The sequence below is a fragment of the Vibrio sp. Vb339 genome (genome assembly GCF_902751245.1).
GTDB classification, from domain to species: Bacteria; Pseudomonadota; Gammaproteobacteria; order Enterobacterales; family Vibrionaceae; genus Vibrio; species Vibrio coralliirubri.
Map to the genome: position 1 here is coordinate 115165 of NZ_CADDIS010000005.1, position 19946 is coordinate 135110.

Annotated in this window: 16 protein-coding genes; 10 read left to right on the forward strand and 6 right to left on the reverse strand. The window is 45.4% G+C overall.

Features of this window, described 5'->3' with window-relative positions; all coding sequences use genetic code 11:
- Window positions 1-79: 79 nt before the first annotated feature.
- On the reverse strand, window positions 80-1396 hold the full coding sequence (locus HRQ85_RS19905) for a multifunctional CCA addition/repair protein (RefSeq protein WP_172380449.1): 1317 nt from the start codon (window positions 1394-1396) through the stop codon (window positions 80-82).
- 36 nt (window positions 1397-1432) lie between these two features.
- Here HRQ85_RS19905 and HRQ85_RS19910 point away from each other — a divergent pair, with 36 nt between their 5' ends.
- Both HRQ85_RS19910 and HRQ85_RS19915 read left to right on the forward strand, forming a co-directional pair.
- Window positions 1433-3103 (forward strand): ExeA family protein, encoded by a 1671-nt coding sequence (locus HRQ85_RS19910; protein WP_172380450.1) that lies wholly within the window; start codon window positions 1433-1435, stop codon window positions 3101-3103.
- Complete coding sequence (locus tag HRQ85_RS19915) at window positions 3103-4107, forward strand: general secretion pathway protein GspB (protein ID WP_052880125.1); 1005 nt, start codon at window positions 3103-3105, stop codon at window positions 4105-4107. The genes HRQ85_RS19910 and HRQ85_RS19915 overlap by 1 nt, the downstream gene beginning before the upstream one ends.
- A gap of 105 nt (window positions 4108-4212) precedes the next feature.
- Here the strand turns inward: HRQ85_RS19915 and HRQ85_RS19920 are convergent, their stop codons facing one another.
- The 3 genes from HRQ85_RS19920 to HRQ85_RS19930 all read right to left on the reverse strand — a co-directional run bounded on the left by HRQ85_RS19920 (window position 4213) and on the right by HRQ85_RS19930 (window position 7101).
- Complete coding sequence (locus HRQ85_RS19920) at window positions 4213-4824, reverse strand: TIGR04211 family SH3 domain-containing protein (RefSeq protein WP_017062917.1); 612 nt, start codon at window positions 4822-4824, stop codon at window positions 4213-4215.
- Window positions 4825-5029: 205 nt separating this feature from the next.
- Complete coding sequence (locus tag HRQ85_RS19925; RefSeq protein ID WP_017061418.1) at window positions 5030-6292, reverse strand: inorganic phosphate transporter; 1263 nt, start codon at window positions 6290-6292, stop codon at window positions 5030-5032.
- 128 nt (window positions 6293-6420) lie between these two features.
- Entirely contained in the window at window positions 6421-7101 is a 681-nt protein-coding gene (locus HRQ85_RS19930) for a TIGR00153 family protein (RefSeq protein ID WP_010434644.1), read from the reverse strand.
- Between the two features lie 207 nt (window positions 7102-7308).
- On the opposite strand from HRQ85_RS19930, the gene HRQ85_RS19935 reads away from it, so the two are divergent.
- Complete coding sequence (locus HRQ85_RS19935) at window positions 7309-8826, forward strand: CYTH and CHAD domain-containing protein (protein WP_017102953.1); 1518 nt, start codon at window positions 7309-7311, stop codon at window positions 8824-8826.
- A gap of 51 nt (window positions 8827-8877) precedes the next feature.
- On the opposite strand, the gene HRQ85_RS19940 is transcribed toward HRQ85_RS19935, so the two are convergent.
- Window positions 8878-9627: a potassium channel family protein gene (locus tag HRQ85_RS19940; protein WP_052880124.1), complete on the reverse strand. Its 750-nt coding sequence runs from the start codon at window positions 9625-9627 to the stop codon at window positions 8878-8880.
- A gap of 97 nt (window positions 9628-9724) precedes the next feature.
- On the opposite strand from HRQ85_RS19940, the gene HRQ85_RS19945 reads away from it, so the two are divergent.
- The 3 genes from HRQ85_RS19945 (at window position 9725) to hldE (ending at window position 15607) form a co-directional block, all read left to right on the forward strand.
- Complete coding sequence (locus HRQ85_RS19945) at window positions 9725-10981, forward strand: methyl-accepting chemotaxis protein (RefSeq protein ID WP_048618204.1); 1257 nt, start codon at window positions 9725-9727, stop codon at window positions 10979-10981.
- Between the two features lie 224 nt (window positions 10982-11205).
- Window positions 11206-14055 (forward strand): bifunctional [glutamate--ammonia ligase]-adenylyl-L-tyrosine phosphorylase/[glutamate--ammonia-ligase] adenylyltransferase, encoded by a 2850-nt coding sequence (gene glnE / locus HRQ85_RS19950; protein ID WP_172380451.1) that lies wholly within the window; start codon window positions 11206-11208, stop codon window positions 14053-14055.
- Between the two features lie 121 nt (window positions 14056-14176).
- The gene (hldE, locus tag HRQ85_RS19955) at window positions 14177-15607 is read left to right on the forward strand and encodes a bifunctional D-glycero-beta-D-manno-heptose-7-phosphate kinase/D-glycero-beta-D-manno-heptose 1-phosphate adenylyltransferase HldE (protein ID WP_172380452.1); all 1431 of its coding nucleotides are present in this window, start codon (window positions 14177-14179) and stop codon (window positions 15605-15607) included.
- Window positions 15608-15736: 129 nt separating this feature from the next.
- On the opposite strand, the gene tolC is transcribed toward hldE, so the two are convergent.
- Window positions 15737-17056 carry an outer membrane channel protein TolC gene (tolC, locus tag HRQ85_RS19960; protein WP_019824182.1) on the reverse strand — a complete coding sequence of 440 codons (1320 nt, stop codon included), beginning with the start codon at window positions 17054-17056 and terminating at the stop codon, window positions 15737-15739.
- 227 nt (window positions 17057-17283) lie between these two features.
- Between tolC and nudF the strand changes: the two genes are divergently transcribed.
- Genes nudF through yqiA form a run of 4 tightly spaced genes read left to right on the forward strand, consistent with a single transcriptional unit; the run spans window position 17284 to window position 19863 of the window.
- Window positions 17284-17913: an ADP-ribose diphosphatase gene (gene nudF, locus HRQ85_RS19965; protein ID WP_017061425.1), complete on the forward strand. Its 630-nt coding sequence runs from the start codon at window positions 17284-17286 to the stop codon at window positions 17911-17913.
- 4 nt (window positions 17914-17917) lie between these two features.
- A complete protein-coding gene (locus HRQ85_RS19970) occupies window positions 17918-18358 on the forward strand; it encodes a DUF1249 family protein (protein ID WP_008222561.1) in 441 nt (146 codons plus the stop codon).
- Window positions 18359-18417: 59 nt separating this feature from the next.
- Window positions 18418-19242 (forward strand): 3',5'-cyclic-AMP phosphodiesterase, encoded by an 825-nt coding sequence (gene cpdA / locus HRQ85_RS19975; protein ID WP_017061426.1) that lies wholly within the window; start codon window positions 18418-18420, stop codon window positions 19240-19242.
- Between the two features lie 15 nt (window positions 19243-19257).
- A complete protein-coding gene (gene yqiA / locus HRQ85_RS19980; protein ID WP_050651938.1) occupies window positions 19258-19863 on the forward strand; it encodes an esterase YqiA in 606 nt (201 codons plus the stop codon).
- The last annotated feature ends 83 nt before the right edge of the window (window positions 19864-19946 follow it).

The window sequence follows — 19946 nt, forward strand, 5'->3', positions numbered from 1 at the left end:
CGGTCTCGCTGTAAAGATTGAAACAAAAGGCCCGCTTAACAGCGGGCTTTTTAATGCGTTTTAGTTAGTGCGGTGACGATTAACTGGTAGCGAGCCCTGATAGGGCGCTTTCAATTGCGATGGCTCTTCGCTTCTCTTGTTCTTCTCGAATATCTTTGCCTTTAAAACCATCGGCAATGATCGCTTTGACTTCGACTTGAAGCGCCGCTTGGTAAGCGACTTCAAAACGCGCTTTTTGAGGATACGGCTGATCTTCTAATCCTTTTCGGCCTGCGTGATCGGCTTGGCAGCAAAGCAGTATATCGTCGAGCCTATCTGGCTTACGCCAAACATCAAACTTGTTGAGAACCTTGAGAAAGGTGGTTGGCTTTAGTTCACCTGCACGGTGGATATTAGAATGCTGCTCGCACACTAGAAGCGCAAGATCTCTGAACTCATTGGGCACTCTGACTCGTTCACACAGCTTCTTAATGATTTTCAAACCTGTGTGGCAATGCAATTTGTGGCTTGGCCATTCGCTTTCTGGCGTGACGCCTTTACCTAAGTCATGCACTTGAGCTGCAAAGCGTACCGGTAGCGATGGGCTTAATAGTGCGGCTTGCTGAGCAACCATCAGAGTGTGAATACCCGTGTCGATTTCAGGGTGCCATTTCTCAGGTTGCGGGACGCCAAATAGAGCGTCAATCTCAGGCAATACGACTGCCAATGCACCACACTCTTTCAATATAGAGAGGAACATTTCAGGGTGCGGCGTACTAAGAGACTTATGCCACTCTTGCCAAACTCGCTCTGCAGTGAGGTGTGCCAGCTCACCAGATTGAACGATCTCACTCATCATATCCATGGTTTCAGGTGCAACCGTGAAGTTAAGATGGTGAAGCTTAGCGGCGAAGCGAGCCACACGCAGCACACGAAGAGGATCTTCAACAAAAGCGTCTGAAACGTGTCTTAAAACACGATCTGAGAGATCTTTCTGACCATGGTAAGGATCGTAAAGTTGGCCTTTATCATCTTGAGCGATAGCGTTGATGGTCAGATCTCGACGCATCAGGTCTTCTTCCAAACTCACGTCTGGCGCGAAGTAACACTCAAAGCCGGTGTAACCGGAACCGGATTTTCTCTCAGTGCGAGCCAGTGCGTGCTCTTCTTTGGTTTTTGGGTGCAAGAATACGGGGAAATCTTTTCCCACAGCAGTAAAGCCAAGGTTTTCCATCTCTTGAGGGGTACTCCCTACCACGACCCAGTCTCTATCATAACTATCAATATTGAGCAGCTTATCGCGCACTGCTCCACCGACTAGATAGCGTTGTAGCCCGTTGTCTTTTGGTAGGCTATCGTAAATTTGCAACTTATCACCTCGAAATGTTTTATCACTGCTGGACTTTACTGCAAGCAATGGTACTTTCCATTAATCGTAATTATAGGGCAGCACATGTATAAGGAATATTTTGGCTTCGTTGAGATGCCATTTTCGATTGTACCAAATTCTCGCTACTTGTTTTTGAGTCAGCGCCATCAAGAAGCGATGCAGAACCTACAAGCCGGTTTAGGCGAGGGTGGGGGCTTTGCGATGCTTACTGGTGAGGTTGGTACTGGGAAAACAACGGTCGCTAAGGCGATGTTGTCTTCATTGGATAGTCATACTCAGGCTGGCCTTATACTTAACCCTACGTTTTCAAATACGGATTTACTTGAAGCTATCTGCGATGAGTTTGAGGTCGAGTACCCGGAACAGGCATCGTTGAAACAGCTCAGTCAGGCTATTCATTATTTTCTACTTGATAGCCATGCCGAAGGCATTCAAACCCTATTGGTAATAGATGAAGCCCAACATCTCGCTGCCGATGTGTTGGAGCAGCTACGCCTTCTAACAAACTTGGAAACCGACAGTCGCAAGTTGTTAAAAGTACTGTTGGTCGGCCAACCTGAATTACAACAGCACTTACAAACTACGCAGCTGCGTCAGCTAGCACAGCGCATTACTGGTCGTTATCACTTACTGCCTCTTAATACCGAAGAAACGGGCAAGTACATCGCGTTTCGTTTGGAGACGGCGGGTGGCGAGCAGATGTTGTTTTCGAACCGCTCTATCAAGCTGATTGCTCAATATACGCATGGTATTCCAAGGCTCATTAACTTGGTGTGTGACAAAGCACTGCAGTTGGCTTTTCATGATGGAGAGCAGCTACCGAGCAATGAAACGGTTAACCGAGCATGTCAGCAGGTTATGTCCTTTCAGGCCGATGTCTATCACGTCGAGAAAGCTCGAACTTCTCGTGTCGCGCCCAAGTTATTCCAATACGCAGGGATTGCGACGTTAAGCGTTGGTCTTGCAATAGCGACCTTTAACTTCGCTCCAAGCTATATCAATTCATGGCTATCTGTCGAAACTTCAGGTGAAGCGAAGACGGAAGTGTTCGCACGTACTCAGCGTTCTTTGGTATCAGATGTTCCTAAGTTGGTTGCTGAGCCAAAACCTGCCAAGTTTGAATTGCCACAACATATTCAACAACATTTGATGCAGGGGACCAATCGTTCTCTCGCTATCAAAGACTTGTATACGCTGTGGGGATATCAATCTTCACTGCGTGATGGATTGTGCTTAAGTGAGCCACAGAGTGTTTTTGTGTGTGAGCAGCAACAGGCCAATTTGGATACATTGTTAGAACTAGGTGTGCCTGTGGTACTTAATCTCGACATAGACCCAAAGCCAGTGTTTGCTGTGCTGTATGGCGTGTCTGAGGATTCTGTCGAGTTACTGGTGAATGAAAAGCTGTTGGTGATGCCGAAGCAATCCTTAGAACAAATCTGGCAAGGCGATTATGTCGCTATTTGGAAGCAGCCGCTGCGAGAGACCCTCAAAGAGGGCTATCAAGGTGAAGCGGTTGCTTTGCTTGATCTACTGCTTTCTGAAGTATTAGGAGAGGTTGTTTCCGGTAGTGATGTCTTTGATTATGAGTTAAAAATGAAAATCGAAGCATTTCAAACGTGGCAGGGTATGTCGGTTGATGGCATTGCAGGTAAGCGCACCTTGGCAAGATTGCAGAGATTAGCTCAACTCGATTCGCCTAAGTTGATGTCACTAGAAGGGGGCGAAAGCTAATGTCACGTATTATGCACGAACTTAAACAGTCGTCTCACAAACAGTCTTCTATTAATCAGCATCCTCTTAGCAAACCAAACTTCAAAGGCTACCAGAATCATCATGTTCCTAATTCAGCAAAAGGGATGAGCAACAAACGAGGTTCATCGTTAGCGATGGGGCTACTCTTAATCTTGGTTCCTTCTTTGTTGGTAGGTGGCGTTCTGGCTTATCAATCGTATAGCCAACAACAAGAACCAGTGAACAAAGCTGCCAATGTCGCTCTGCCAGAATTAAAAACTGAATCAGACGTTGAGCCTGAAATTGCGGATGCTGATATAGCAAGCATGGATGCCGTGTCTGAGGAAGAAGATGCCTTGTTCGCCGTTCGTCCTGCACCGGCGAGCCAACCGTTGAAAGCGCTGCCAAGGCAAGAGATGTATGCACAGATTGATTCTGGCGCTAATCGTGCAAACACCGCTGGTGGCTCAGCAGTGATCTTAGCGAATGCTGATAACAACACTCAAATGACAACCAGTTCTGAATCGTCACCTGTTCAACCAACCGTTCAGCCAGGCGCGAGCGATGAAACGACTGATCGGCAATCAAGCACTGAGCAGCAACCAAATAGTGACTTACAATCGGACAATGATCTGCTGCAAGGGCTAGACCTCAGTGAGTTGTCACCTGATTTAGCATTGAAACTTGAATCAATCATGGGTGAGCAACAAAGCGCTCCTGAGCCGATGGACTCTAGACCCGCAGGGCAAAGAGGCTCTCAGGTCATTGAGTTGGAAACGCACACCAATAGCTTATCAGGTGTATTACCTAAGTTAGACCTACAAACCCATATGTACTCGAGTAGCGAAACCAAGCGTTGGGTAAAAGTGAACGGTCAAGAAGTGGCGCAAGGAGATTGGATTGGACAAGACATTCAATTACTGGAGATTAAGCCACAATCGGTGATCATAGAGTTTAATCAGCAGAAGATAGAAATCCCAGCTCTGTATGAGTGGAAAGGTTAGATAGCTCTAAACGCATCTAGATAACAGACAAATAAAAAGGAGTACCGAGGTGCTCCTTTTTGATATTCGATACTGAATTTACTGTACCTGATACAAGCGTTACGTCTACGCCCAACCGTTTGGTGATTTTCTGCGACGAGGCATGATGTGTGGCAGAACAAGGCCTAGAAGTAGACCAATACCCGCAACACCACCGCCGTACATGAAGTACTTTAATAGCAGGTCGTCTTTCTGAGTGTCTAGCTTAGCGCGTAGTTCACGGTTCTCTGTTTGAGAGCTCGTTAGCTGTTGGCTAATTTCACTGTAGTTCTGTTCTAGTTCAGCAATCTGCTTGTTACGAGAATCTAGAGAGCTTGCTAGGCCAGCTTTTTCGCTGTCAGCACTCTGACGAGCATTCGCTAGCTTACCTTTAACTTCCGTCAGCTCTTTCTCTAGCTTAGGCATACGCAGTGCCATGCTTTCTTGAGTGCTTACAAACTTGCTTTCAACCCAACCTTTACGGCCACGGTTGTCTTGAATTTGGGTGTAACCCGTACTCTTGTTAGTTTGTAGGAATGTAATCTTTTCACCAGCATCAACACTACCGATGATACGGAATGTGTTGTTTGGGCCAGAATGCATATAAGTAAATAGTTTGTCAGCAATATAACGGTCTTGTGCAAAGGCAGCTGGAGCCGCAAGCATTGCGAACAAAACTAAGCTAATCAGTTTTTTCACAGTAAATCCCTTAACGATTCAAATTGGGTAGGCGTATGAGTCAGCCTCAATCAGCAAATAATATTTAGTTTCTTTATGCGGTGCAACAAAGAAGGGAGGCAAAGCCTCCCTTTCTGTGCGTTTGAGTCAATAATGACATGGCATTTACATATCGTTACTGAAGCTCACACTATTCTGACGCTAGTATTCACTAACGCAGTCGCGATTACATAGTAAACGCAGCTTGAATTCCGTAGAAGAACACAACAGCAAGTAGAGCACCTGCAGGTAGTGTCACAATCCAAGAAGCCACGATATTACGCACAACGCCTAAGTTTAGTGCTGCGATACCACGAGCAAAGCCAACACCTAATACTGCACCAACGAGTGTTTGTGTAGTAGAGATTGGAAGGCCAGTACCTGAAGCTAGTACAACCGTACATGCAGTTGCAAGTTGTGCAGCAAAGCCACGGCTAGGTGTTAGTTCTGTAATACCAGTACCAACGGTTGCCATTACTTTATGACCCATTGTTGCAAGACCAACAACGATACCGAAACCACCTAGAGGAAGAATCCACCATGCGATAGTACTCTTACCTGTGATTTCACCCATGTGCTCAACGGTTGATACAACAGCAGACAGTGGACCAATCGCGTTCGCAACGTCGTTTGAACCGTGTGCAAATGCCATCGCACAAGCTGTGATAACCATTAGTACAGAGAAGATGCCTTCAACACCAGCAAAGCCGTGGTCTTCTTCGCGGTTAGCAAATTTCTTCTGGATGTATAGGTAACCGCCGATCATAACAAGCGCAGAAACGCCAGCAGCCCAAACCCATGCTTCAGTGTTGCTTAGGTGCAGACCAACGTGCTTAAGACCTTTCTTGATGGTTACAAGTGCAATTACCATTGTTGTAATGAACATGTATACAGGTACAAAGCGTTTCGCGTTAAATAGCGGGTTCTCTGTATCAAAAATCAGTCGTTGAGCACTTACAAATATGACGTAAGCGAAGAAGCCGGAAATAACTGGTGTGATAATCCAACTGCCCACAATACCTTGAACACTGTTCCAGTCTACAGCTTCAGTACCTACAGAAATACACGCAAAACCGATGATTGCACCGATGATTGAGTGAGTTGTAGAAACAGGCCAGCCCATGTAAGAAGCGAGAAGTAGCCATGTACCAGCAGCAAGAAGTGCTGACATCATGCCGTACACAAGTACATCTGGTTGATGAGCGAATAGAGACGTTTCGATAACACCTTTACGGATCGTGTCTGTTACTTCGCCGCCCGCAAGGTAAGCACCTGCGAATTCAAAGATCATTGCGATAATGATCGCTTGTTTAACGGTTAGAGCTTTAGAGCCTACTGAGGTGCCCATTGCGTTCGCAACGTCATTTGCACCAATACCAATAGCCATCAAGAAACCGAAAGCTGCTGCAACAATAATCAGGACAGTGCCGTAGTTAGCAAGGATATCCATCGTAATACCTAGTTGTTTGATAACAAGCGGAACAAATTTAGACGCAAAAAACCGCTCAGCGAGAGGAATACTCAGCGCATAAGTGGTTTGTTCAAAAAATGCTCTTCGTTATATGGTTAACGTATGATTTAAGATCGAGAAAGCATTACTTCAAGACGAGCGCCTACACGCTGTGCTTGATCTGCAATACCACCAACCCATTCAAGAATTTTGTATAAGAACATGATATCAACTGGATTCAGATCGCCTTCAATTGCCATTAGTTGTTGGCGTAGTTCGATCTGCATCGCATCCGTGTCATCTTCAATTACATCTAATTGATGAATCATTTCGGCAACGAGTGTTACTTCACGGCCTTTAAAGCCAGTCTCAAGTAATTCGTCTAATTCATTGATTACGTTTTGTGCTTGGTTCGCTGCATCTAGACAACGTTTAACGTAAGCGATGAAGTTTTCTTGCATAGGAGCAGGAATGACAAGTTGACGACCATATACACGGCCAGCAATGTCTTTCGCTAGGTTTGCGAGTTTGTCTTGTTGCGTTAATAGCTCCAACATATCGGTGCGATCAACTGGCATAAACAAACCACGAGGAAGTTTAAGGCGAATTTCACGTTTTAGTACGTCAGCTTCTTTCTCAAGGTGAGAAATTTGAGCTCGAATTTCTGATGCTTTTTCCCAGTCACCTTTTGAAGAAACTTCAAAGAAATTAACTAGGTGAGAACAACATTCGTTCACGCATACTACGTGACGCTGCAAAGGTTTAATTGGGGACTTTGCAAATAACCCCATAATTGTATTTACTGGCATGGTCATCCAACCTAATAAATAATAACCTTAAAACAACATACACCATATTCATGGTGAAATGTTAAGCGATGGCTACAAAGTCGCGCATGTTAACCTAATCAATCTCTCATTAAAACTGTTTTAGATCATCATAAGGGCGATATTTCTGACTTGCCGACTTTTCAAATTGGCAATATCCTGTCCCTATCTTCACAGAAAGGTATAACTATGGAAACCGAGATAGAACTGAAGTTTTTTGTTTCTCCTGAATTTTCAGAGACTTTACGCAATAAAATTGCTGAAACTAAAGTACTTCAGCACAGTTGTCGTGAGCTAGGTAACATCTACTTTGACACCGCTGACAACTGGCTACGTAAGCACGATACAGGCTTACGCATTCGACGCTTTGATGACGTATTTGTACAAACCGTAAAGACTGCTGGTCGTGTGGTTGCTGGCCTGCATCAAAGGCCAGAATACAATGCAGAACACGACAGCAACGAACCTAAGTTAGCCCTGCACCCAGAGGATATCTGGCCAGCAGGTAAAGACATCGAAACGTTGCAAGCTGAGCTGACTCCCCTGTTCTCTACCAACTTCACGCGTGAGCAGTGGTTGATTGGTATGCCTGATGGTAGCCAAGTCGAGGTCGCATTCGATCAAGGCTTCGTTGAATCAGGCGACCTGCAAGAACCGATTTGCGAAGTCGAACTGGAGCTTAAATCTGGTCAAACGGATGCGCTATTTACATTGTCTCGCCAATTCTGCGAACAAGGTGGCATGCGTTTGGGTAACCTAAGCAAAGCAGCTAAGGGTTACCGCCTTGCTCAAGGTTATCAAGGAGATGAAGTCACTCCTTTGACCTTAGTTGATACTGACAAAAGTGATACCGTTGAATCGTGTTTCATTCAATCTTTAGAGCATGCTCTCGCTCATTGGCACTATCACGAGCAGATCTTCACCGAGCGCCAATCAATCGAAGCGCTGCATGAGATCAGTCACTCACTGAGTTTTATTCGTCAAACCTTCACTATCTACGGTGGCATTGTCCCAAGACGTGCGAGTGCTATTTTACGTCAAGAATTGAAGTGGCTTGAGCAAGAACTCGATTGGCTGAAAAGCTATGATCACTTCGAAGACTTGCTGGAAGATAAAGGACACGTACTACGTAAACTCGATGCGCGTAAATTCTTAGTCGCTGAGCTTAAAGAGATGCAAGAGCAACTGCCAGATCGTGAAGATCTGCTTACCTTGCTGAGCTCTGCTCGTTACACCGGTTTATTGTTGGATTTGAGCCGTTGGATCTTGTCTCGTGGCTGGCAGCCTTTCTTAGATGAGAAAGCGCGAGAACAAATGGGGCGCGGTATCGAATGGTTTTCCGTGCAGCAACTCGACCGTACATGGGCAGACTTGATGGAAGCTTTCCCGCCAGAGCGAGTAATGACCAGCCAAGCGTATATTGAGCAGCAATACCGTTTGATGCGTAATCTGTATTCTGGTGTTGGTTTCGCGAGTTTATATGATGACGCTGAGCGAAACAGCTTCCGCTTGCCATGGGCCGATATGGTGCAAGGCATTGATGACTTGCTGGCACTTAAAACATTAGAGCCTTTGACCGAGAAGTTGGAAGGCGATGAGAAGGTTCAGCTAGAGCGTTGGTTGGCTCGTCAAGAAGTGTCCATTCTGCATGCGATGGAACAGACACGCCAAATCAGTGTTGAGGTTGAGCCATACTGGCAAGACTAGATTCAATATCTGTATCAATATAAGTATGAATTTGAAAATAGGGCTCCGGCCCTATTTTTTTGTTTGTTGCTCAAGCTTTTCGAGTCGCTCTAAGATCTTCTGTTGCTGCTCGATGATCTTCTCAAGGTGTTTCTCTTTGTTTTCCGCTCGTTGATTCTCATGATGAGTGGGAGAGGTGATCAAAGAAGTAATCAAGCCTGAAATCATACCAAACACACCCACTCCGCAAATGATCACCAGAGACGCGACTAATTTTCCTGAGCTCGTGACTGGATAATGATCGCCATATCCCACCGTACTAATAGTAACGAAAGCCCACCATAAAGCATCTTGCCCAGTGGTGATGTTGGCATTGGGATCTTTGTGCTCTAACAGCAATATTGTTCCAGCTCCAATGGTCAGGAGAATGACCAGTAACAATATAATTGAGGCGAGGGTGGTTTCTTTGCGATTGCGGAATAGCTCTCTGAAAACACGTTTCCCCGAGCGAAGCACAAGAATGACACGCAGGATCTGAAAAATGCGAGCGAAACGAAGAGGCTCGATCATTGGGATGCTTGCTAAGAAATCGATCCAGTGTACTTTTAGATATTCTTTTTTGTTTTGTGATCTGAATAGATCAATTGTGATCTGAAAAAGAAAAACACTACAGATTATAAAATCGAGGCCGATAAGGACTTGTTTCGATTCTTTATCGATCGGTACGAACAACAAGCCTGAGATCACAAATAACGCTAAGAAAGAGAGAATCAGTGACAATAAGCTCATCGGCTTGGTGGCGTCTTTGGTATTATTCAACATTCATACGAGGCTCAAAATAAATCGCGAACTTTGACTGACATAGCCACCTCGCGGATATAGAAGCCATCAATATATAAGAATTAATGGAGAACTGACAATGACTAAACTGTCATTCAAGCCGTGGGAAAGGGTAATCTCTGACGTTCGTCTCGTTCCAAAAATGGTCATGTTGATGATATTCAGCACTATCTTGATCATTTCGAAGCAGCTATGGGACGCAAGTACGTTTTACGATTCATTGCTTGCTGTAACCAATAACGCGCAAGTCGCACAGCAGCATTACGAGACTTACCTAGTTCAAGTGGCTTGGCAAACAGCCTTGATGATCATTGTGTTTGTGGTTCTTCTGTTAGCAGCGGCTCGCGTTATGTTGCGCCAGACTCAATACCTTAATGACGCCATTAAAACCATGGCCGACAAGAACTTATCAGTGCCGATTCAAATGGATTGTAAAGATGAATACGGCGACGTGGCACGTGAACTTGAAAAAACTCGCGTCCAATTGAACGACATGATCAAAACTCAGGTGGCCTCTTCTGATGAGCTGTTTGCTCTGACGGAAGTGATGACCATCAGCATGTCTGAAACCAAAGAGTCAGCGCAAGAAGAGTTCAACGAGATCGATCAACTGGCAACAGCTATGAGCGAGATGACGTCTACGGTACAAACTGTCGCTGAGCATGCACAAAGCGCTTCGTCATTGACTGAGCAGGCATCAGGCCAAGCTCTTACTGGTCAGAAGTTCGTGCAAGGGTCAGTGTCTAAGATGAGTGAGCTATCTTCAGATATCGCAGCATCAGCAGCAGCGGTAAACCAAGTAGAAGAGCGCGTTGACTCAATTGGCAGTGTGGTTGGTACTATCCAAGGCATTTCAGAACAAACAAACCTATTAGCATTGAACGCTGCAATTGAAGCGGCACGTGCAGGTGAAGCGGGTCGTGGTTTTGCGGTTGTTGCCGATGAGGTTCGTAACCTTGCACAGCGCACTCAACAAGCAACGGTAGAGATTCAAGACATGATCAGTCATCTACAAAGCAGCGCTAATTCTGCGGTAGAGCTGATGGAGAAGAGTGTTGTAGAAGCGGCTGAAGGTGTTGATCTGGTAACCAATGCAGGAACAGAGCTTGATGGCATCGTAAGCCAAGTCAATCAAATCAATGATATGAACTTCCAAATAGCAACGGCTGCAGGCCAACAGAGCAGTGTTGCTGAAGAGATGAGTGTTAACCTAACCAATGTTCGCGAGCTTGTTGAAGCTTCAGTGGTTGTTGTTAGTGAGCTGCTAGAGACCTCTCAGCTTATGGAAAGCAACGCGCAAGAACTCGACGGTAAGATTAAGCAATTTAAGGTTTAGTCCTCAGCACCTAATCTTCATCGGTAAAGGCTTATTTCCAGAGACGGTTTCTCGGTTGTAAGCTCTACCAGATAAGTTAATCGATAAAACGCCCACATTGCTAATGTGGGCGTTTTTTATTGGCGTAACTTTGGTATAACTTACCTTTAGTTATGAAAACTCGTTATTGAAGAACTGAATCGATAAACCGATTGTTCGGCGCGCAGCTTATACAAGGAAGAAACATGCCATTGCCTTCTCAACTCATCACTCACTCCCAGTCTGCTTTTGAGCAATTATTAGAGCATCAAAGTGAAGCCATCAATACTTGGTCTGAGCCACTGACTGAAGATCTTAAACGTGTACTCGGTTTAAGCTGTTTTGTTGGAGATTGCCTACAGCGTGATACGGTTTTATGCGGTGACTTACCTGATATGTTGGCATGCGAAGAACGTACTGAAGCGTACCGAGAACGACTAGCTGAATTACTTTCTGGTTGCGCCGATGAAATGAGCGGTCAACGCGTGCTGCGTCAATTCCGCAATCGAGAAATGACCTACATTGCTTGGCGTGATTTCATGGGTTCGTGGGAACTAGAGCAGAGCCTAAATCATCTATCGATGTTGGCTGAGGCGATGATCTTCGAGACCTATCAATGGCAGTACGATATTTGTTGTAAAGAGTGGGGCATGCCTTGTAATGAACAAGGCGAAGCACAGCCGATGTTGATCATTGGTATGGGCAAGCTAGGGGGCGGTGAGCTTAACTTCTCTTCCGATATCGATCTGATCTTCACCTACCCAGAGAATGGCGAAACCCAAGGTGCAAGACGCAGTATTGCCAATGCGCAGTTCTTCACCCGTCTAGGGCAACGTATTATCAAGGCGCTTGATCAGCAAACCTTCGATGGATTCTGCTATCGAGTCGACATGCGCCTGCGCCCGTTTGGTGAGAGTGGTCCACTTGTGATGAGCTATGCTGCACTTGAAGACTATTACCAAGAGCAAGGGCGCGATTGGGAACGCTACGCCATGGTTAAAGCGCGCGTGATGGGCAGTGAGATGTATCCGGAGTATCAAGAGCTTCGCCAAATGCTACGCCCGTTTGTGTTCCGCCGTTATATTGATTTTAGTGCGATTCAATCTCTGCGCCGAATGAAGTCGATGATAAGCAGCGAAGTACGTCGTCGTGGATTATCAAACAACATCAAGCTGGGGTCTGGTGGGATTCGCGAAGTGGAATTTATTGCACAAGTATTCCAATTGATTCGTGGTGGCCGCGAACCGAGCCTTCGTGGTCGAGGGTTACTGGAAACCTTAAGCGCGATTGAATCACTTCATCTGTTAGAGGCAGAAGAGGTAGGGCACTTACGTGAGGCTTATCTGTTTTTGCGTCGCCTTGAGAACCTGTTACAAGCAATGGCCGACAAGCAAACTCAAACCTTACCTGACGGTGAATTCGAACAGTTGCAACTCGCTGTCGCAATGCAATTCACTGATTGGGATAGTTTGATTGAGGCAACTCGTGCTCATATGGCCAATGTACATACCGTGTTCGAAGATCTGATTGGTGTTGATGAAGATGACGCCAACCCGATTGCTAGTCACTTTAGTGAACTGTGGGATATGGCCCATAAACCAGATGTGATTGAACATGTTCTGGAACATGATATTGCGATTGCTAACCCACCGGAAGCCGCGAAAACGATTATTCAATTTAAAGCCGATTTGGCTAAGAAGACCCTTGGCCCACGCGGCCGTGAAGTCCTCAATCGATTGATGCCGAAAGTGTTTCAAGCACTGTACACCGCTAAGGATGCCGAGTTTGGTTTGTCTCGAGTACTGCATCTACTGCATAAAATCGTTACCCGTACCACTTACCTTGAGCTGCTAGATGAACACCCTGCTGCGTTGACTCAGCTAGTTCGCCTGTGTACCGCCAGTCCGATGATTTCGGAGCAGTTGGGTCGTTATCCAATTCTGTTAGATGAACTTATCGATCCTCAGCAACTCTACAATCCAGTGCCTTTAGAGTCATACAAGACCGAACTGCGTGATTACCTAGCCCGCATCCCTGAAGATGATATGGAGCAACAGATGGAAGGCCTGCGTCAGTTTAAGCAGACCTGTATCTTGAGAATTGCAGCCGCGGATATTGCGGGTGCTTTACCGGTCATGAAGGTCAGTGATCATTTGACCTACTTAGCCGAAGCGATAGTTGAGGCGGGGGTCAATCAGGCTTGGTTACAAGTATCGGCCAAGTTTGGTGAACCGACCCATGTCAAAGATCGCGAAGGTCGCGGTTTTGCTGTCGTTGGTTATGGCAAAGTCGGCGGTTGGGAGCTTGGCTATAACTCCGATCTCGATATTGTGTTCATGCACGACTGCCCGGTACACATCTATACTGACGGTAAGAAAGAGATTGATGGACGCCAATTCTACTTAAGATTGGCGCAGCGTATTATTCATATTTTCTCGACCAGAACCGCTTCTGGCATTCTGTACGAAGTTGATACTCGCCTACGCCCTTCTGGTGCATCTGGCCTGTTGGTGAGTCCAACCGATGCCTTTGACGAGTATCAGCACAATGACGCGTGGACTTGGGAACACCAAGCCTTGACTCGCGCTCGTATGATTTATGGTGATGACTTATTGGCTTCGGCATTTAACAAAACGCGTCATGAGGTTTTGTGCTTGGCGCGTGATGAGGCAACACTCAAAAAGTCCGTTGTGGATATGCGTGAAAAAATGCGCGGCCATTTAGGGGGTAAAAAAGCTGATCGATTCATGCTCAAACAAGATGCGGGTGGTATTACCGATATTGAATTCTTGGCGCAATACTTAGTCCTTCGATACAGCAATGAGAAGCCAAAGCTTACTCGTTGGTGTGACAATGTACGAATCTTCGAAAGCTTGTTGTCACAAGGGATTATGGACGAGCAGCAAGGGATGGCATTAACTCATGCTTATACAACGTTAAGAGATGAAATCCACCACCGCAATCTACTCAATCTTGATGCGGATGTGGCGATTGAAAAGTTTGAAATGGAAAGAGAACATGTTGTTCAGGCATGGAAGCAGTGGATGGAAGCATAATTCAGTTATAGCGTAGCGAGTGCTATGTTTATCTTGATAGGCTTTTACTCATTTATCTGTAGTTTAGCCACTGTAATCAGTGTGCTAGACTCTAGCCAGATTCGATTTTTGGAGCTCAACAATGAAACCAATTCTACCTGACTACAGCCAATCAGGTGTTCTTATTGTCGGTGACGTAATGCTTGACCGTTACTGGTATGGCCCAACTGGCCGTATTTCACCAGAAGCACCAGTTCCCGTTGTGAAAGTAGAAAATAACGAAGAGCGTCCTGGTGGTGCTGCCAACGTTGCAATGAACATTGCCTCTCTTGGTGGCCATGCTCATGTCGTTGGTTTAACTGGTAAAGATGAGCCTGCTGAGGTGTTAAAAAATACCTTAGGCGCACTAAAGGTTAAGTGTGATTTCGTTGAGTTGGAAGACTACCCAACCATTACTAAACTGCGTGTGATGAGTCGTGGTCAGCAGTTGATCCGTCTTGATTTTGAAGACAAATTCGAGAATACGGACCCTGAATTGGTACTGTCTCGCATGGAGCAAGCGCTGCCAAATGTTCGTTCGGTAATCTTATCTGATTACGCAAAAGGTGCGTTGGAGCATGTGCAAAGCTTTATTCAAAAAGCGCGTGCAGCGAATGTTCCGGTATTCATCGATCCAAAAGGGGCTGATTTAGAGCGTTACCGTGGTGCAACGTTGCTTACGCCAAACATGGCAGAGTTCGAGTTGGTAGCTGGTAAGGTTAAATCTGAAGAAGACCTTATCGAGAAAGGCATTGCCTTAATCGAAAAATACGACTTTGAAGCATTGCTGGTGACTCGCAGTGAACATGGTATGACGCTGCTTCGTAAAGGTCAGGCTCCATTCCATTTGCCGACTCAAGCGAAAGAAGTGTATGACGTGACGGGTGCTGGCGATACGGTTATCTCGGTACTGGCGGCTTCTGTTGCTGCTGGCAAGCCATTGGACGAGGCGTGTGCACTGGCAAACGCTGCTGCGGGTGTGGTAGTGGGTAAGCTTGGTACATCTACACTGTCTACGATTGAGTTAGCGGAAGCGATTCACGGTAGCCAAGACACAGACTACGGTGTTATCTCTGAATCGGCACTGGTTGAAGCGGTGAAGCGTGCTCGTGCGAAAGGCGAGAAAGTGGTTATGACCAATGGCTGCTTCGATATTCTGCATGCTGGTCATGTTTCTTACATGAATCATGCGGCTGAGCTGGGCGATCGTTTGATCGTTGCGGTGAATACGGACGAATCAGTGAAACGCTTGAAAGGCCCAGGTCGCCCTGTGAACCCAACTGATCGTCGTATGGCGGTATTAGCTGGCTTAGGTGCAGTTGATTGGGTTGTACCATTCTCTGAAGATACACCTCAACGTTTGATCTCTGAGGTTCTACCTAGCATTCTAGTGAAAGGTGGTGATTATAAACCTGAAGAGATTGCTGGTGGTGAAGAAGTGATTGCGGCTGGTGGTGAAGTGAAAGTACTTAACTTTGAAGATGGTTGCTCTACCACTGAAATCATTAAAGCGATTAAAGGTGGCCGAGGCTAACTCTTAGCCTTCTCGTTTTCTAGTCTCAAGGCTTAACTTTGAGTTAGGTTGAGAATTAGCTTTCAATAGATAATAAAAATGCCGCTCAATGAGCGGCATTTTTGTAACGGTAACTTGAGTAATTAAGAGTTACTTACTCGCTACTTTCAGACCTGCGTTTACATCAACAATGTCTTGTTCGCTTAGCGTACCAACCGCTTGACGAAGCTGAAGTACACTTAGGATGTAGTTGTAACGCGCATCTGAAAGATTTTTGTTCGCATCATATAGACGACGAGTCGAATCTAGTACGTCAACGATAGTACGAGTACCTACATCAAAACCAGCTTCTGTTGCTTCTAGAGCAGACTGAGCAGAAACTACAGACTGTTCGTAAGCGCGTAGAGCACCGATCGAAGCGCTGATGTTGTTGTTGAATGCACGTACGTCTTTTACAACGCTACGGTAAGTTGCTTCTAGATCTTCACTTGCTGCAACGTAGTTGTATTCAGCCTGTTTAGTCAAAGAAGTTGTGCTACCACCCGTGTATAGAGGTACAACTAAGTTCAAACCGATGTTTAGGTTGTCAGAGTCGTAGTCATTTACGCTGTTAGAGCTGTCTGTCTGTTCTGCAAGACCGTAGCTACCATCTAACGTTAAGCTTGGTAGGTGACCAGAGCTTGCTAGAGAGATATTATCTTTCGCTACATCTTGAGAGATACGTGCAGCCAATAAGCTAAGGTTCTTTTGTTCTGCTTGTTCAACAAGTGCAACTGCAGATTCAGAAGATTTGCTTGCTGAGAAACGATCAGTATCTAGGATGCTTAGGTTAGAGTGTTCCTGACCTGTAATCTCGCGTAGACCTTCGTAGCTATTCGTTAGGTCGTTCTCTGCAAGAACTTCATCAGCCAAAACGCCATCGTACTGAGCTTGCGCATCGTGCACATCGGTGATTGCTGAAAGACCCACTTCAAAACGCTGTTTAGTTTGCTCTAGTTGACGAGCAACCGCTGCTTTCTCTGCACGAACAAACTCTAGGTTATCTTGAGCTCGAAGCACTTCGAAGTATGCTGTTGCAACACGAAGGATCAAGGCTTGTTGTTCTGCCGCGTAAGCTGAATCAGATTGACGAGCAGTTTTCTCTGCCGTGTCTAGAGTGATCCAAGAAGAACGCTGGTAAAGCTCCTGACTGAAACCAATGCCAACACCCCATTGGTTGTTATCATTGCTCATATCGCTTCGGTCACCACGATTAATATCGTAGTTAGCTGTTAGATTAATTTGCGGTAACAAAGAGCTACGGCTTGACGTTACTGCTTCAAAAGCGGCATCGCGCTGCGCTGCTGAACGAAGAAGTTGTGGATCGTTCTGTTTTGCTTGGTCGTAAACTTCAGCTAGCGTATCAGCAAAAGCTGACGAACTCAGGCTGCCAATTGCTGCACTGATAAATAGTGGAAGCAGTTTTTTCATTTTCCTATTCCTGCCTTTTATGGAATTTTCTTTAAAAGAGTTTAACCCAGTTTGGTGGTAATTTACTCGAAACTTTGCACTTTTTTACAGTTAACTGTCCACTTGTGCAATATTTATTTTTTAAAACTTAACTTTAATTATAAATTTTATATAAAAAGTTGAACCTTATCCTTGGTAGTTAACTCGGACAATGAGTAAACTATAAAGATCACTTAGTGAGGTACCAAATGCAACAGTATGACAATCAACGACATGAGTTTACTCCGCAAGATGTGGAAATAGTCTCAAAAGAGACGCTGTTTCGTGGTTTTTTCAAAATGGTTAAGTACACATTTAAACATAGACTGTTTGAGGGCGGCTGGAGCCAACCAATAGAGCGTGAGATGTTTGAGCGTGGACATGCTGCCGCTTTGCTACCTTATGATCCTGTGCGTGATGAAGTTGTGATCGTCGAACAGATCCGTGTCGGTGCCCTAGAGCATGAGAACCCATGGCAATACGAAATTGTTGCTGGGATCATTGATACCGATGAATCACCACAAGATGTCGCTCGTCGTGAGGCGATGGAAGAAGCCGGAGTCGAAGTCGGATCTGTGTTGCCTATTACTTCGTATTATCCTTCATCTGGTGGTTGCTCTGAAAAGCTCGACGTCTTTGTTGGCTGTGTTGATGCAACGACAGCCAAAGGGGTACACGGATTGGACTACGAAGGTGAAGACATTCGTGTACAAGTGATGAGTCGCGAAGCTGCTTATCAGTTGGTAAAAGATGGTGTATTTGAAAATGGAGCCACGATCATTGCGCTACAGTGGCTACAATTGAACTACCAAGAATTACAGTCAGAGTGGATAGATTAACGTCATGCCAAATATCGCGGTCAAAAAACCGTATCATGTTGATCTTGCTGAATTGATGCGAGTTTACGAGACTAACTATGCCAAACTGAACGCTTTGTTACCGGTTGGGCATGAGGTTGGTGACGTTCGCTGTTACCAAGCCGTTAATATGGTGTATCAATTGACAGTGAATGAGGTCACAAAATACACCACATTAATAGATATATGTCAGAGTGACGCGATGCCAGTGTTTCCTTTGCCAAAAATGTCTGTCAGGCTATATCACGACGCTCGAGTTGCAGAAGTGTGCGCTAGCGGGGATTTTTCGCGAGTCAAAGCGAAATATGACTATCCCAACACTAAGCTTCTGCAAAAGGACGAGAAATTTCAATTGAATAAATTTCTTGGGGAATGGTTAACGTTTTGTTTAAAAACTGGTATCAGCCGAACTCCAATTGCCTTTTAATTGAGCCTATTTAACAACACTTTTAAAGTCTAAACAGTAACGTATCTGGATTTGTTATTTTGGAATTATCACACACTTCAAAATTTGATGAGAGCACTATTAAGCTGGTGCAGCTAACGGACACGCATTTATTTGCGCCGAGCAATGGCAGCTTATTAAGCATCAACACTCAAGATAGCTTTCGTGCTGTAGTCGATGGCATTGTTAGTCAGGGCTTTGACTATCAAGCGATTTTAGCAACCGGTGATATCTCTCAAGATCACAGTGCTGAGTCGTACCAGAAATTTGAGTCAGGGATTCAACCTTTGGAAAAGCCATGCTATTGGCTGCCAGGGAACCATGACTTTAAGCCTAATATGGGCAGTGTTTTACCATCACCACAAATACAGTGTGTTGAGCATGTCTTGCTAGGCGATAACTGGCAGATGGTGATGCTAGACTCACAGGTTGTTGGTGTGCCTCATGGTCGCCTCAGCGATCAACAGCTTGATCTGTTAGAACAGAAGCTGACGGAGTTCCCTGAACGTAATACCTTGGTTCTATTGCACCACCATCCATTATTGGTTGGCAGCGCATGGTTGGATCAACATAACCTAAAAGACGCCGATCAATTTTGGGATGTGGTTCAACAGCACACCAATGTTAAAGCGGTACTTTGTGGTCATGTTCATCAAGACATGAACCGAGATCATCATGGTGTACAAGTCATGGCAACCCCATCGACTTGTGTGCAATTCAAACCTAACTCAGATGACTTCGCGGTCGATACTTTGTCTCCGGGTTGGAGAGAGATTGAATTACATCAAGACGGAACGGTCAGCACGCAAGTTCGTCGTCTGCCTCATGGGCAGTTCTTGCCTGATTTTAAGGCTGCTGGTTACTAATGAAGGTAGTTATTGATGACAGGCTCTAATCAGCAAACCGCTAAGCCATCACTGCTTCTCTATATTCATGGGTTTAACAGCTCATCACGTTCTCATAAAGCGAACGTAATGGCAGATTACTGTGCGGAGCATCGCGCTGATATTAAAGTTGTAACCCCTCAACTGCCGAGTTTCCCTCAGCAAGCGGCACTCCATTTGCAGCAGCTGGTGGAGCAATACAAAGAGCAATATCAAATAGCGTTGGTCGGTAGCTCGCTGGGTGGCTATCTTTCAACATGGCTGAATAGTCACTATGGTTTTAAAGCGGTGGTTGTAAACCCTGCAGTGAAGCCGTATGAGCTTCTTGCTGACTATTTAGGTGAACAAGTAAACCCATACACAGATGAACGATATGTACTGGAAACAAAGCATATTGATGAACTGAAGGCGTTAGAGGTTTCGGCTATCGCTAAGCCGAGCGACTTCTGGTTACTTCAGCAAACGGAAGACGAAGTTCTGGATTACCGACAAGCGGTAGAGAAGTACCAAGGTGCAACACAGACAGTAGAAGAGGGCGGGGATCATAGCTTTGTTGATTTTGAACGCTACCCACAACAAATCATCACCTTTCTAAATCTTTAATCTGTTCCACCAACCAAGTGATTTTCTCTTGTTTGCCTGTTATTTCATCTATCAATGGTGAAATATCATAGTTTGATGTCTTA